General features: G+C 54.2%; 8 protein-coding genes. All 8 read left to right on the top strand.

The genetic code is table 11. The features are described from left to right. Positions 1 to 45 precede the first annotated feature (45 nt). The 8 genes from infB to alaS all read left to right on the top strand — a co-directional run bounded on the left by infB (position 46) and on the right by alaS (position 14,638). Positions 46 to 2,988 carry a translation initiation factor IF-2 gene (infB, locus tag SH287x_RS00830; protein WP_479516519.1) on the top strand — a complete coding sequence of 981 codons (2,943 nt, stop codon included), beginning with the start codon at positions 46 to 48 and terminating at the stop codon, positions 2,986 to 2,988. A 282-nt stretch (positions 2,989 to 3,270) separates the two neighbouring features. After that, positions 3,271 to 3,843 carry a 30S ribosome-binding factor RbfA gene (gene rbfA, locus SH287x_RS00825; protein WP_479516518.1) on the top strand — a complete coding sequence of 191 codons (573 nt, stop codon included), beginning with the start codon at positions 3,271 to 3,273 and terminating at the stop codon, positions 3,841 to 3,843. 142 nt (positions 3,844 to 3,985) lie between these two features. Beyond that, positions 3,986 to 5,086, top strand: coding sequence for a hypothetical protein (locus tag SH287x_RS00820; protein ID WP_479516517.1), 1,101 nt, complete (start codon positions 3,986 to 3,988; stop codon positions 5,084 to 5,086). Positions 5,087 to 5,430: 344 nt separating this feature from the next. Continuing rightward, complete coding sequence (locus tag SH287x_RS00815) at positions 5,431 to 7,788, top strand: tetratricopeptide repeat protein (RefSeq protein ID WP_479516516.1); 2,358 nt, start codon at positions 5,431 to 5,433, stop codon at positions 7,786 to 7,788. A 269-nt stretch (positions 7,789 to 8,057) separates the two neighbouring features. After that, positions 8,058 to 8,804, top strand: a complete 747-nt coding sequence (locus tag SH287x_RS00810) for a YebC/PmpR family DNA-binding transcriptional regulator (protein ID WP_479516515.1) — start codon at positions 8,058 to 8,060, stop codon at positions 8,802 to 8,804. A 159-nt stretch (positions 8,805 to 8,963) separates the two neighbouring features. Beyond that, on the top strand, positions 8,964 to 10,022 hold the full coding sequence (gene recA / locus SH287x_RS00805; RefSeq protein WP_479516514.1) for a recombinase RecA: 1,059 nt from the start codon (positions 8,964 to 8,966) through the stop codon (positions 10,020 to 10,022). A gap of 306 nt (positions 10,023 to 10,328) precedes the next feature. Then, positions 10,329 to 11,867 carry a trypsin-like peptidase domain-containing protein gene (locus SH287x_RS00800; RefSeq protein WP_479516513.1) on the top strand — a complete coding sequence of 513 codons (1,539 nt, stop codon included), beginning with the start codon at positions 10,329 to 10,331 and terminating at the stop codon, positions 11,865 to 11,867. Positions 11,868 to 12,025: 158 nt separating this feature from the next. Further along, complete coding sequence (gene alaS, locus SH287x_RS00795; RefSeq protein WP_479516511.1) at positions 12,026 to 14,638, top strand: alanine--tRNA ligase; 2,613 nt, start codon at positions 12,026 to 12,028, stop codon at positions 14,636 to 14,638. Positions 14,639 to 14,736: the final 98 nt, after the last annotated feature.

Genomic DNA, 14,736 nt, shown 5'->3' with positions numbered 1-14,736 from the left:
GAGCGTTTGAAGATTCGAATTTTTGCTCTCGCCAAAGAGCTCGATATGGACAGCCGACTGTTGATCGAGCACTGCGCGAAGGCCGGTATCATGGTCAAAAATTCGGCCTTGGCGAGCATTTCGCCAGAGGAGCGTGATCGCGTTATGGCAATCATTCGTGGTGATGGGGCCACAGCCGTCATGACCGCCAGCGGGCCAGAAACAGTCCGCCAGCCACAGCGTGAAGAGCAAGCCCGGGAATTGGCTGGTGCCGTCCGCAAATTGCGGGATATGATCGCCAAGCCGCCAATCACCCGGAGCCATGCCGTTGCAGCTCCCGAGTTCGAGTCTCCCGCATCTGATGAACCTTCTGAGACAGAGCCGTTCACTGACGAAGCCGCTGTTGACGGTACAGATGCTAATGAGCCGGAAGAGCCACAACCTGAAGTTGCGGCTGATCTGGAAGAAGTCATTCCCGCCGCTGAAGTGATGACGTCCGCCGAGATTGAGCCGACAGTTGTCGAGACATTGGGTGGCGATTCAGTGGATGAACCACCGGCTGCTGAAGCCGTGGTTTCTCCGAAAGAAGAGAGGCCAGCAGACCCGGCCCCCATGGCCCCTGTTGCAGAAAAACCTCGCACGCCGGTCACTCCGCCTTCCCGAATGTCTGGTGTTCCGGAGCGGCCTGCGATGCCGTCGCGGATGCCAGCTGGTCAGATGCGCGCGATTGGCAGTCGGCCAATGCGTGACATGGGGATGAGCAGCCGTGGAACACCTTCACGCGGCGAACAGGGAGCAGCACCTGCAGCGCCAACTCCCCCGGCGCGTCCTGCTAACGAATCACGTCCACGCTCGAATGTTCCCGGTGTTGCCAACCTTGGAACATTCAGCGGCCCACCGGTTCCCAAGAAGGAAGAAGTTAAGCCACAGGCTCCCGAGATTCGAATCAACGGGGACGGCAAGCTGGTTGTCGCCTCTCCACTCGGTGACCGGATGGCTGGCGGCGGACGCCGTGGTGCCGACGACAAAACGAAGACCGCTGTCGGTGAATCAATTGACACACGCGGCGGTCGGCGTGGAGCCGATAAAAATCCAGCTGGCGCGGGGATGGAAGAGCTACGGGAAGCTCGACGCATCAAGCGGACCAAGGATGTACGCGGTGGCGAAGAGGACGAATCGTCTGGCCGCAAGTCCGTTCGCAAGATGATTCGCCGCCCAGGCCAGAAGCAGAGCGCTCAGCTGAAAACGATGGCTGAGATTGAGCCGCCGATTAACGTTCGGTCTCTGTCAGAAGCCATGGGACGTCCTGCCAAGCAGATTCTCGGCATTCTCTTCAAACGAGGAGAAATGTTGACCATCAACAGCCTTCTTCATGAAGATACTGCTGTGGAACTGGCCCTGGAATTGGGCGTGGATCTGACGATTAACAAGCCGAAGGACGTCGAAGACGAACTTCAGGAATACATTGATCTCCCTGACGATCCAGAAACTCTCGTCAACCGGGCACCGATCATCACCATTCTTGGTCACGTCGACCATGGCAAGACGACTCTCGTCGACAAGCTGCGTTCTGCCAACGTGGCCGCTTCAGAGCATGGCGGAATTACACAGCACATTGCGGCTTATCAGGTCGTCAAGAATGGTCAGAAGCTGACTTTTGTTGATACCCCCGGCCATGCGGCATTCGGTGAAATGCGTGCCCGTGGTGCCAACGTCACAGACATTGTCGTGCTGGTGGTGGCTGCCAATGACGGAGTGATGCCGCAGACGGTGGAATGTATTGCTCATGCGAAAGCTGCTGGCGTGCCGCTGGTGGTGGCGCTGAACAAGGTCGATTTGCCAGATCGCAACGAACAACGCGTGCTCCAGGAATTGGCTGCTCAGAACGTGCTGGCCGCTGAGTGGGGTGGCGATACCGAAGTGGTAAGAACCTCAGGTTTGACGGGCGAAGGCCTGGACAACCTGCTGGAAACCCTGTTGTTAACTGCGGAATTGAACGAGTTCAAGGCAAATCCTGATCGTCCGGCGACAGGTGCCTGCCTCGAAGCCTTCCGCGATGAAGGACATGGGCCACTGGCCTGGCTGATCGTGCAGAAAGGAACTCTCCGTAAAGGGGATGTCGTCCTGTGCGGCAAAGCCTATGGAAAGGTTCGAGCCATCTTCAATCAGAAGGATGAAGAACTCGAAGAAGCCCCGCCATCAACGCCAATCAAGCTCGCCGGTCTGGATATTGTTCCGTCGCCGGGTGATAAGTTCGTGGTGCTTAACGACCTCGATCTGGCCCGAGAAATTGCTGAACGCCGTCGCATGACCGGTCGGCAGACCTCGTTGGCATCTCGCGGTGGCAAGCGAACACTGGAAGATATTCTGAATGCAGCCCGTGAAGGGGCAGTTCAGGATCTGGGCGTCATCATTAAAGCGGATACTCCTGGCTCGCTAGAGGCTCTCCGCAATGAAATTGGCAAGTTTGAACATCCTGAAGTTCGCGTCCGGATCCTGCACGAAGGTGTGGGTGGCGTGAATGAAAGCGATGTCTACCTGGCGAGTGCCTCGTCGGCAATTATTGTGGCCTTCCATGTGATTCCTGAAGACCGGGCTGAAATGCTGGCTCAGCAGGAAGGCGTGGAAATCCGTCGCTACAACATCATTTATGAAGTTGTTGACGAAATTAAGCAGACGCTTGAAGGGATGCTTAAGCCCGCCAAGAAAGAAGTCACTCTGGGACGTGCGATTGTTCTCCAGACGTTCAGCATCAGTCGGTTTGGTACGATTGCCGGCTGTCGCGTATTGAACGGAACGATCGACCGCACGAACCGGGTTCATGTGATTCGCGATCAGAAAGTGCTCAATTCCTATGGGATTGCCTCGCTGCGACGTGAAAAGGACGATACCCGCGAAGTCCGTGAAGGGATGGAATGCGGTATCCGACTGGAAGGTTTTAACGATGTGAAGGAAGGTGACCTCCTGGAAGCCTACAAGATCGAAGAAGTCAAGCGGACATTCGATTAATACCGTGGTTGTTTCTCTGTTAAAATGCTTTGATCAGCGTTCAAGACAAGCTCAATGTTGTGCGCTGATCAAAGTGGAAAAAGTTAAAATCTGGTCGCATTGAGAGGTTAAAAGCCTCAGAGAAGTGATCGCAAAGAGTTCTGCCCTGGATCTCGAAATGACGTCCGGGCAGAGAAAATGTGAGATTGATGGGTGCTTCAAGAGAATGAGTTCTCGGTATTTCCAGTCCGAACCGGCGGAAAGCTCCCTGGTTCCCGGCGATAACTCTGGAGTTTGTCCATCATGATGTCCCGTCGTCTGGCGAAAGCCTCTCAAGCTGTTCTGGAAACAGTCAGCCTGACGATCATGCGGCACATTCGTGACCCTCGAGTCAAGAATGTGACCGTTCTGGGAGCGGAAGTCGCCCCCGATATGCGGACTGCCCGCGTGAGTGTCTCTGTGATGGGAACTCCCAAGGAGCAGTCGCTGTGTATGCACGGCCTGGAATCGGCCAAGGGGTTCATTCAGTCCAAGATCGCAGATCGACTGGAGACACGGTACACGCCAGTACTGACTTTTGTGCTTGATCAGGGCGTGAAAATGAGCATTGAAACATCACGAGCCTTACGTGAAGTTCTGCCTTATACCGACTCTGATGAAGAACTTGACGACGATGAATTTGAAGAGAGCGGGTTTGAAGAGAACGAAGACGATGATGACCTGGATAGTGATGAAGATTCTGAAGAGGGCATCGAAGAAGAATCGGAAGAGTTGACTGATCAGTTCAAGGGAAATGTCCCTGTTGAAGGAACGACAGATCTGGAAGTGGATGAGGTTCGAGACGTCAACGGCGAAGAGGGAAAGCCGTCGGCATGACGTGTCCATGATATCAGCAACAGATGCCGAATTTTTCACGGCAGCTCACTGTTGGCGGCAGCTTAAGTAGCGGATCCGCCAAAACTTGCAAAACGATGAGTCGGTGGGATTTCCTGAAACCTGACTGCGGAAGATACAAACGATGGCCTCTGCCGTACGAACAAAAACCGCCGATAAGCAGGCATTGCTCAAGAAACTTCATCCTGTTGTTAAAAAGCTGCATAAGCTTCCTCCCACGCCTGAATTTCCCGTTTTAGAAACAATGCTCTTCGCTGTCTGCCTTGAGGATTCCTCAATTGAAGAAGGGCAGGCGGGTTACGAACGATTACGAGCCGCTTTCGCTGATCTCAATGAGGCTCGCGTCAGTTCCGTCACAGAATTGCGAGAAGCTTTAGGGACAATCGAAAAGGATGAATGGAAGGCGTATCGTTACAAAGGCGTGTTACAGCATGTGTTCGATAAGAACTACACCTTTGAGTTTGAAGGTCTGAAGAAGCGTACGCTGGAGCTGGCTCAGAAGCAGCTGATCAAGATTAAGTCTGCCACGCCATTTGTCCGGTCGTTTACACTTCATGCCGTTCTTGGTGCTCACATCCTCCCTCTGGATGAACGTTCCATGCACGCGTTAGTCTGGCTGGGGCTGGCGATGCCCGGGCAGAATGCTGATGAAGTGGGTGAGTCTTTGCGGGCAGCGATCAAGAAGTCCGAAGTCGATCAATTCTGTGCGATGATCAGAGCTTTGGGAACGGATGCCAATTTAAGAGATGCCTTCCATCCAGATGTGATTGCTCCTCCCGCTGAAGGTCACGATGCGGCAACTGCGATGGATCGTCTGGCTGAATTGATGAAGCACGGCGCTGCAGCTTATGTGGATCGTCTCCGTAAACTGGAAGCCAAAGAGCAGGCAGCCAGCGACGCAGCAGCGGCCAAGCTGGCGAAGAAAGTCGAAAAAGAAACGGTCAAGAAGGCGGCAGCCAAGGCCAGTGCCAAAGAGAGTGTGACCACACCGGCACCGAAAGCCTCTGCAAAATCCACCAAGGCACCGGTTGAAAAGCCTGCTTCCGGAAAAACGTCAGAGAAAGCGACTGAGAAGAAAGTCGAGAAAAAGGCTGAAAAGGCTGTCGACAAATCTTCTGCTGCCAAGTCGGCCAAGCCTGCGGCAAAATCGACTCCGGCGAAAACCACCTCTGCCAAGTCAAAAGCAGCGGCTCCTGTCAAAAAAGCGGCCAAGAAAAAGTCCTAAGTCACCTGGTTGATTTATTCTCATAACAGTCGTGAAGGACGATATGTCCCTCACGTGTTTGAATTCACGCAAGACAGAACGTCTGGTTTGTAGGAATTAAAGCTTCCCAGGCAATCGTTCCTCCTGATGGCACCTTGTCATGGGCATGACGGGAATTGCACCTCGCCGAGATCTGTCATTTCCTTTTTTTGACAGTTTGATTGACAGTTCGTCACGATCTCCAACTTCGATTTGCTGCCTGAGCCGAAATCCGGCTACAATCAGGGGAACGAAAAAAGGGACTGCTTGATCAAGATGAGCAGCCGCCACGGAAGGATGCCCGGGGAACAGCGAAGGGGGAGCTGATGGAACGAATGGGGAATCGGGTTCGCTCGCTGGTTGTCGGCGGTCTGCTGGCGTGTACAGCGCAGGGAACAGGAGTGCTGTGGGCGAATCAGACCAGCGAGTCTGCGTCACCTGCCAAAGCGCAGACAACGGTCGAAGGCTCTCAAGACTCTGCGGAACAGCCGGCCGGAGAAGACGCCAAAGCTGGGCAGAGCGTCCCTGTGAATCCACCAGCCGCTGGCCCCACGATTCAGCTTCAAATGCTGGATGAGCCAGCGACTCCGCTGAAACCCAAGGTGCCACTCACCGAAGCGGAAGCGAAAAATGCGGAAGCCCTGGCCTGGTTCATGTCAGGCTCGCTGTTTGAATCCCGGCTGGAATGGAAGCGGGCTTATACGGCTTATCAACGTTCGGCTGAACTCAACCCGCGAGCGCCGGAAACTTACCGCAAGCTGATGCAGATCTCGCTCATTCAGGAGCAGCCGTCTCAGGCGATGAACTGGGCCATGAAAGTGGTCGACCTGGATCCTACTGATTTTGAAGTGCTGCATACGTTGGCTGCGGGAATGGCTGCCCAACAGCGTGGGGCCGAGGCAATCAAATTTCTGGAGCAGGCAGCGGAGTCACCCACTCTCGATGCTCAATCAAACTGGGCCATCCGCCTGAATCGGGATCTGGCGATTCTTTATCTCGCGACAGGCGAGCTTTCAAAAGCTGCGGACAAGTACGAAGTCCTTTTGAAAGTTTTTAAGAAGCCAGAGGATTTCAAACTGGATTCACGGTTCCAGCGAGAACTGATGAATGACCCACGCACTGGTGCGGAACGCGTCGCGCAGGTTCTTCTGGATGCCGAACGTGTTGCTCCCGCCCGCGAAGCTCTCGAACTGGCAATCAAGACAGGCAAAGCCAGTCGAGGTAATGTCAATTTCTATCAGGCCAAGCTCCTTCTGCTTGAGGGAAAGACGGCAGAGGCCCTGGTCGAACTTCAGAAGTACCTGGATGCCCAACGACAATCAAAAGGTCGCGAAGCTTATGAGCTGCTCACTAAAATTCTTGCGAAAAGCGGACTTGATAGTGAATTGATCAGCCGCCTTACCACTTTGGCAGAGAAAGATCCCCGCAATGCCACGTTGCAGTTCTTCCTCGCTGAAAAGCTGACCGATCAGGCAGACTATGAGAAAGCCGAAAAGATCTACGAAGCTTCGTTGAAGGGGTCTCGCGATCTCAAGGGATATTTAGGGCTTTCCCGTCTATACCGCAAACAGAAGATCGCAGACAAGCTGCTGGATATTCTGGGACGCGGCTTAGGGCAGGCACCTCCAGATGCGATTGATGAGATTGAAGCCGAATTTGATTCGGTGGCTAAAGATAAAGACCTGGTGATCAGCGTCATTGAAGCAGGCCGGCGGCAAGGATCTGCCGAACCACGAGAACTCACCTTTGAAGAGGCCTATCTGGTCGCCAAGTTGGCTGCTCAAAGCGAGCAAATCGATGCGGCTGTCGAATTCTTCAAGAAAGCCAAAGAGATTGCTCCCGATCGTTCAGCAATCATCCTTTCCGATCTCGCCGAAACATTATTGAAAGCCGATCGATACACCGATGCTGTGGTGGTTCTAGAAGAAGCGCTTGAAGAACCGGGCCTTGCCGATCGGAAGCCTAACCTACTTTTCCAGCTATCACAGGCCCGGGAAATGGCCGGGAATACTGCGGGTGCTCTTGAAGCGATTGAGCAAGCCATTCGTTTGATTCCCCGTGCGGCTGTCCTTCAGTTTCAGAAGGGGTGGATCTATTACCACAGCCGGGATTTTGATAAGGCCATTGAGCAGTTTGAATCAGTGATCCGAGAGTTCCCTGAAGAAACTCGCGTCGTTCGACAATGCCAGTTCAGCCTGTCCAATATCTACGTAATGAACGGAGAGATAGGACGAGGAGAAGCAATTCTCGAAAAAGTTCTCGAGGAAGATCCGGAAGATATTTCGGTCAATAATGACTTGGGATATCTCTATGCCGATCAAGGAAAGAACCTTGAAAAGGCCGAGAAGATGATCCGCAAAGCGGTTGAAGCGGAACCGGAGAACGCGGCTTATCTTGATAGCTTGGGCTGGGTGCTATTTAAGCTGGGGAAGTATCAGGAATCGATCGCTCCGTTGGAAAAAGCTGTCGGGCTGCGTTCTGGCGGTGATGGGACTGTCTATGAGCATCTGGGGGATGCTTATGAGAAGGTCGGACGATCTGCCGATGCGATCAAAGCCTGGGGCAAAGCCTTGGAGAAAACAAAAAGCGAACGATTTCCGGATGAAAAGCTGCTCAAGCGGCTTGAAGCCAAATTGACTGAGCCGACGAAGGCTTCAGATTCGCCACCTGTGCCAGCTTCCTAGAGTTTCTCCACATCCCACCTCGCTGTGCGTGCAGATTTTTCCGGGCATTCAAGGCGTTTCTCACAGATGCAACCGGTTGTGTCAGGTGTTCCTGGTCTCTTGCGGCTATTCGATTCGGAGGGAGCTTGAACGCCGTCAGGACAGCCATGAGGGCCAGCTTGATCCGGGATAGTGGACTCAACTTGCCTCAAATAGAGATCATTGAAAGCCTCGATGGTTTCTCAACAGAGTGATTCTCAAACAGTGACTTCAAGAAAAGACTGGTAGCAATGGCAGGGCATTCCCATTGGGCGAACATCGCTCACAAAAAAGGGAGATACGATCAGAAGCGGGGCAAGCTGTTTGGCAAGCTCTCCAAAGCCATAATTGTGGCGGCTCAGCGGGGTGGTGATCCCGCCGCCAATCTGGCTTTACGCTATGCGATTGATCGTGCGAAGAAGTCGAGCATGCCTGCTGAGACAATTGAACGTGCGATCAAGAAGGGGACTGGTGAACTCCAGGCCGATAACTATGAGCAGATTCTCTATGAAGGTTATGGCCCGGGAGGCGTCGCGATTCTCTGCGATATTCTCACCGAGAACCGCAATCGGACGGCAGGCGAAGTCCGGCGAATCTTCGATATCAACGGTGGCAATCTGGGAAGCACCGGTTGTGTAGCCTGGATGTTCGACCGACGCGGTGTCTATGTCGTTAAGTCGGAAGGTGTGGTCGAAGAATCGCTGATGGAACTGGCCATGGAGGCGGGGGCACTTGACGTTGGCCCGCACCCTGGTGGTTATGAAATTCTCTGTACGCCGGATTTGTTTACCAGTGTCGGCGAGGCTCTGGAAAAAGCCGGCATTGCGACCGAAGTGGCAGAAATCACCATGATCCCCCAGAGCACAGTGGATCTGGATCTGGAAGGGGGACGGGCCGTTTTGAAATTGATCGAAGGATTGGAAGACAACGAAGATATTCAAAACGTGATGTCGAATTTCAGTGTTTCCGAGGAGGTCATGGCGGAGCTTTCGAGGTAAGCCTTTGGTTCATCAAGAAAAGCTCTTGCCGGTTTCCAGCCTCTTGACTGTTCATTTGTTGTTTTGTATTTCTGTACATTCACTCAAGTTGATATACATCGCGTTCAAACAGTGTTGACGAGCGGCGCATTGCGCTGATTCAGAAAGGGATGACGAAGGATGTCGCCAAAGGCCAAGCCCGAGAAGAAGTCTGCTGCCGAGACCGACCGCGAGCATGTCAAACTGCTTGATAACGCGCTAGGCCAGATCGAAAAGGCGTTCGGGCGTGGCTCGATCATGAAGCTGACCGATGCCGGGATGGATGTCGAAGGGATCTCCACTGGAGCCCTTTCACTGGATCTGGCACTGGGGGGACGAGGGTTCCCACGCGGTCGCATTATTGAGGTTTTTGGGCCAGAATCGAGCGGAAAAACGACTCTGGCACTCCACTGTATTGCCAGCTCACAGAAGGCCGGCGGTATTGCGGCGTTTATCGATGCCGAGCATGCCCTTGATCCCGCCTGGGCGAAAAAGCTGGGCGTGAACCTGGAAGAACTGCTTGTCAGCCAGCCATCGACAGGCGAAGAGGCTCTGCAGATTGCCGAGATGTTGATTAAGTCGAACGCCGTCGATGTTGTGGTGATCGACTCAGTCGCGGCACTGGTTCCCAGGGCCGAATTGGAAGGCGAAATTGGCGATTCTCATGTTGGTTTACAGGCCCGCATGATGAGCCAGGCGATGCGAAAACTGACCGGGGTGATTTCCAAGGCCAAGACGGTCGTCATTTTCATCAACCAGATTCGTGAAAAGATCGGTGTGATGTTCGGCAGCCCGGAAACGACACCTGGCGGACGGGCGCTCAAGTTCTATTGCTCCATTCGAGCCGATGTGCGCCGACTGGCGACATTAAAAGATGGAGAAGTGACCATCGGCATGCGAATGAAAGTCAAAATTGTCAAAAACAAAGTCGCCCCGCCCTTCCGCGTTGCTGAATTTGACATGCTGAGTACGCATGGAATCAGTTTCTCAGGAGACCTGCTTGATCTGGGCGTTGCTGCCCGGCTCGTGGATCGCAGCGGAAGCTGGTTCACTTATGGCGAAAGCAAACTGGGACAAGGACGTGACAAGGCTCGTCTCTATTTGGAAGAGCATCCGGAAGTCATGGAAGAGATCAAGAACAAGGTGCTGGAACTCCATGCCGGTGGTCAGCATATCAGCACAGGGTCAAAGGGAGAGTAAGGGGCTGTCCGGAAACTCCTGAATCCTTCTCCCTGAGGGATCTCTGATACGCATTCCAATTTGAAATAGCGCTCTGCGTGCCATGCTTGCAGCTTTGGTGCAAGCATGTTTTTGCGCCAGATGGAAGAGAGCACGTTGCTCTCGACGAGAGGGTGTATCTTGCTATCAGAAACACGGATGGTAAATCAGCCCTCACCCCGGCCCACTCTTGCAAGCGGGGGAGAGAGTTTACTCAGACAGGATCTCAGTCATCAGTGGTCTGGCGGAGGCGTATGCTGCGGGAGTGGGCTAATGACAGGGAGACGAATGACTGGAGGACGACTAACGGTAGGGCGACTGACATTCATTTTCAGACTGATGCTGAGTGTGCTTTCCCTCCTTACGGCAGGAGAAGTGATCGCTCAGGAGGTGTCTCCCGCTGCTGCTTTGTCGCTTGAAACAGCGGTCCAAGCGGCGATTCGGAAGACTGAAGGGGCAGTGGTCAGCATTGCTCGCATACGTCAGTCGTCACTGGAACTGGTCGTGGGGCCGGACAATCGGGCGACTCGCATTGATCCGATGGATCCCGATTTTGTCCCCAATGAGTTTGCGACGGGTGTGCTGATCCGTGGTGCCGATTCTTTTCCCGCCGTCGTCCTGACGACCTATCATTCTGTGAAAAACGGGCAGCGTTACGGCAATCCCATCAAAGCGGATCAGTCGCGGTTGTTTGTGACTTTGCCAGGGCGAAAAGGGTGTTGGGCGACAATCTATGCAGCTGATCCCCGCAGTGATCTGGCGGTGCTGGCTCTGGATGCGGCAACAGTCAAAGCGGGAGAGTGGAATCTGCAGCCACTGGAGATTGGTCAAGCGGATCAGATGGGTAAAGGCCAGTTTGTGGTTCTGCTTGGGAACCCTTATGCCATTGCCAGAGATGGTTCGGCCAGTGCCAGTTGGGGCATGATTTCCAATATCGCCCGCCGGCCTCCTCCCGATCCTTTGGCAGTGCGTGATGAGTCACGAAAGGCCAAGCCATCGATCCATTACTTCGGTACGCTCTGGCAACTTGATGCCCGGTTATCGCTGGGGATGAGTGGGGCCGCTGTTGTGAATCTTCGAGGGGAATTCATTGGACTGGGAAGTTCTCTTGCCGCGCTGGATGGATATGAGAAATCCGGTGGATTCGCAGTTCCTTTTGATGAAGGGATCCGGCGTGTGATTGAAACCCTGATTCGCGGTGAAGAAGTGGAGTACGGCTTTCTCGGGGTGAGTTTAAACCGGGCACCGGTGGTCTTGCCCAAGTCCATTGAAGGGTTTCCTCGCGTCGTTTATGGGACTCAGGTTCAGTTGCCTTACACATATTCCCCTGCCTGGAACGGGCGAATCGAGGCGGGTGACATCGTGCTGGAAATCGACGGCACGCCCATCCTCCATGGTGATGACTTGATGAGAGAAGTGGGTCTGATTGCTCCGGGAACGTCAGTCCCTTTCAAGGTGTTGCGGAACGATCAGGAGTTGGTGCTTCCTGTAAAATTGGGGAAGTGGCCAGTGGACTGGGATGACCAGATGGTTGTCTCGCGGCCCAGGCGTTTGCCCTGGCGGGGAATGACGATCGATTTTGCCACGGGTCGGTGGAAACTCATGCCTCAGCCGGTTCCATTTTTCCGGGGAGTGGTGATTACTCAGTTGGAGCCAGAAAGCCCCGCAGCGAAAGCCGGCCTGACGGTGGGAGAGTTCATTGTCCAGCTTAACGACCGTATGGTCACAACTCCGGCAGATTTTGCAGCTTTCACTGCCCAGCCAGTCACAGGTGATGTCCGTGTGCTGCTGGGCGATGGCCGAACAGTCACCATTTCGGAAAAATAATGGCCACTTTCTGACAGGATCGGCAACGGTTGCAGAACAATTCCGGACTCTGAGGATGCACCGGTTTTACCGATTGTGATAACTTCTCTGAACAGGGCCTGACCGCCCTTGTCACAAATCTTCCTCATTTGCCTTGCAGGCACGGCAGCCAATCGACCATGAAGACTGATGAACTCCGCGAGAAGTATCTTGATTTCTTCGCTGGTAAAGGGTGCGTTCGTCGCCCCTCGGACGTGCTTGTCCCTAAAGATGATCCCACGGTGTTGTTCACGCCAGCGGGGATGAACCAGTTCAAGAATCAGTTTCTCGGGATTGGGCCGCTCGATTTTACGAAAGCGACCACTTGCCAGAAATGCTTGCGCACGGGCGATATCAGCAACGTAGGGGTGACGGCTTATCACCACACCTTCTTTGAGATGCTGGGCAACTTTTCGTTTGGGGACTACTTCAAACGAGAAGCGATTCATTGGGCCTGGGAGTTTCTGACCGATAAGAAGTGGCTTGGTCTGGATCCTTCCCGCCTCACAGTCACGGCTTATCTGGATGACGATGAAGCTGTTGGCATCTGGCAAAATGAGATCGGTCTCGATTCCCGGCAAATTACCCGGGAGGATGAGTACGAAAACTTCTGGCCAGCCGGTTCACCAACCAACGGCCCGGATGGGGTCTGCGGGCCATGCAGCGAAATTTATTACACACCACCCAGTGGTAAAAAGGTAGAGATCTGGAATCTCGTCTTTACCCAATTTAATCGCGTGGGTGAGCCACCCAACAACCTGCGTCCCCTGCCCAAAAAGAACATTGATACGGGGATGGGTCTGGAACGAACGGCTGCAGTTCTCCAGGGGTTTGAAAGCAATTATGAAATCGACACGCTCCGCCCGCTCTGTGATCGTAGTGGTGACATTGTTGGTGTGAAGTATGACTTTTCCAGCCCGGTCGGCCGGCCGCTTCGCCGGATTGCCGATCATGTGCGGGCCTGTACCTTCGCCATTCATGAAGGATGTCTGCCAGGGCCGGAAAAAGAGAATTACATTATTCGTCTGCTGCTGCGGCGTGCTTCGATGGAAGGGTTCCTGCTGGGTAAGCGCGAGCCATTCCTCTCTCAACTGGTGCCGCTCATTTCCGAAGTGATGCGCAAGCCTTATCCGGAATTGCAACAGACGATTGAAGCCGTTTCCCATGTGATTGAAGCTGAAGAAAAGCAGTTTCTGGGCGTGGTCGAGCGTGGCTTGACCAAGTTCCGTAAACTGGTGGATCAGGCCAAGGCGTCCAATCGCAAGTCTCTGTCGGGTGATGAGGCTTTCGACCTGCACCAGACAGATGGTTTCCTCATTGAATTGACCGAAACACTCGCCGCCACCGAAGGGGTGTCGGTCGATATGGCTCGATTCAAGGAGTGCCGTGAAGAGGCCAAGAAGGCCAGTGGACGTGGTGCGTTCGCTGACTCAGTGATGTCCGAAGGGCCAATCGATGCTCTGAAAAAGGGCGGTGGCACGGAGTTTGTCGGTTACGAGACAGTCACAAACACAGCCACGGTTCGTGGGATTATCGCCGATAAAAAGCTGGTGGATGGTTATGCCACGCCGCAGGTGACTATCGGCATTGTGCTCGATAAGACTCCTTTCTATGGAGAATCGGGCGGACAGGTGGGAGATGAAGGGACGATTGCCACACCCGAAGGGGAATTCGAGGTCTACGATACCCAGAAGGATGGCGAACTCTTTGTGCATATCGGACAGATCAAGTCAGGCCAGATCAAGGTCGGTGAGACGGTGACGGCTACGGTCAACGGAGCACGCCGGGCTGCGATTCGTCGCGCTCATTCGGCCACACATATTTTGCACCATGCGTTGCGTGAAACATTGGGTGAGAATGCCACCCAGCGTGGCTCCAAGGTGGAAGCTGACCAACTGCGATTCGACTTTGCTCATCCGCGTGGTCTGACAGCCGACGAACTGACGAAGATCGAAGATCTGGTCAACGCCAAGATCGCTGATGGTGCTCCGATCAACACCCGTGTGATGGCGATTGGAGAGGCCAAAAAACTGGGTGCGATGGCTCTGTTCGGCGAAAAGTATCCCGATTTCGTCCGTGTGGTGGAGATGGGCGAATTCAGCCGGGAATTCTGTGGAGGAACACATCTCTCCAACACCGGACAGGTGGGCATCTGCCGCGTGATGAAGGATGAATTGGTGGCTGCGGGCGTTCGCCGCATCAGTTGCGTCACGGGGCCAAAAGCCATTGCCCGGATGCGAGAAACGGAAGCGTTGCTTAAGGATGTGGGAGTTCTGGTCAAGGCGACCACAGCAGAGGAACTTCCCCGGAAGGTCGCCGCGTTGCAGGAAGAACTGCGCATCGCGAAGAAGGATCTCTCTCAGTATGCCTCGCAATCGCTGGCGGAGATGGCGTCCAGGTTAGTTCGCGAAGCTCCGACGGTGGGAGACATCAAGGTGATCGTCCATCGGGCAGATGAATTGGCCCGTGAGCAACTTAAAGAACTGGTCGACCAGATTCGTGCCCAAGCGGGTTCGGCGGCTGTGCTTGTTGGTCAAGCGGTCGATGGCAAGGTCTCGTTGATCGCTGGTGCGACCAAGGATCTGGCACAGCGATTCAATGCCAGCGACGCCGTGAAGGCGGCAGCCAAACTCGTCGGCGGCGGGGGTGGTGGTCGTGCGGAACTGGCGGAAGCCGGCGGGAAAATTCCGGAAAAACTCGACGAAGCCCTCAAAGAAGGTTTGGCGTTCCTTAAGAGCAAACTGGGCGGCTGATTCCAGGCGTCTCACAAATCGTTGATGACACCCCAAGGGGGAGATCGAATGAATCCGATCTCCCCCTTGGCGCTTGATGGCGATAACAGGGAAAGCCC

It is taken from the genome of Planctopirus sp. SH287, assembly GCF_056500625.1.
Note: the sequence above shows the minus strand (reverse complement) of the source record. Positions and strands in the feature narration are given on the sequence as shown.

Coding starts and splice junctions, on each gene's coding strand:
- SH287x_RS00810 (WP_479516515.1), top strand. CDS start 8,058: ATGGCAGGGCATTCCCATTGGGCGAACATCGCTCACAAAAAAGGGAGA.
- SH287x_RS00820 (WP_479516517.1), top strand. CDS start 3,986: ATGGCCTCTGCCGTACGAACAAAAACCGCCGATAAGCAGGCATTGCTC.
- alaS (WP_479516511.1), top strand. CDS start 12,026: ATGAAGACTGATGAACTCCGCGAGAAGTATCTTGATTTCTTCGCTGGT.
- infB (WP_479516519.1), top strand. CDS start 46: ATGGACAGCCGACTGTTGATCGAGCACTGCGCGAAGGCCGGTATCATG.
- SH287x_RS00800 (WP_479516513.1), top strand. CDS start 10,329: ATGACTGGAGGACGACTAACGGTAGGGCGACTGACATTCATTTTCAGA.
- recA (WP_479516514.1), top strand. CDS start 8,964: ATGTCGCCAAAGGCCAAGCCCGAGAAGAAGTCTGCTGCCGAGACCGAC.
- SH287x_RS00815 (WP_479516516.1), top strand. CDS start 5,431: ATGGAACGAATGGGGAATCGGGTTCGCTCGCTGGTTGTCGGCGGTCTG.
- rbfA (WP_479516518.1), top strand. CDS start 3,271: ATGATGTCCCGTCGTCTGGCGAAAGCCTCTCAAGCTGTTCTGGAAACA.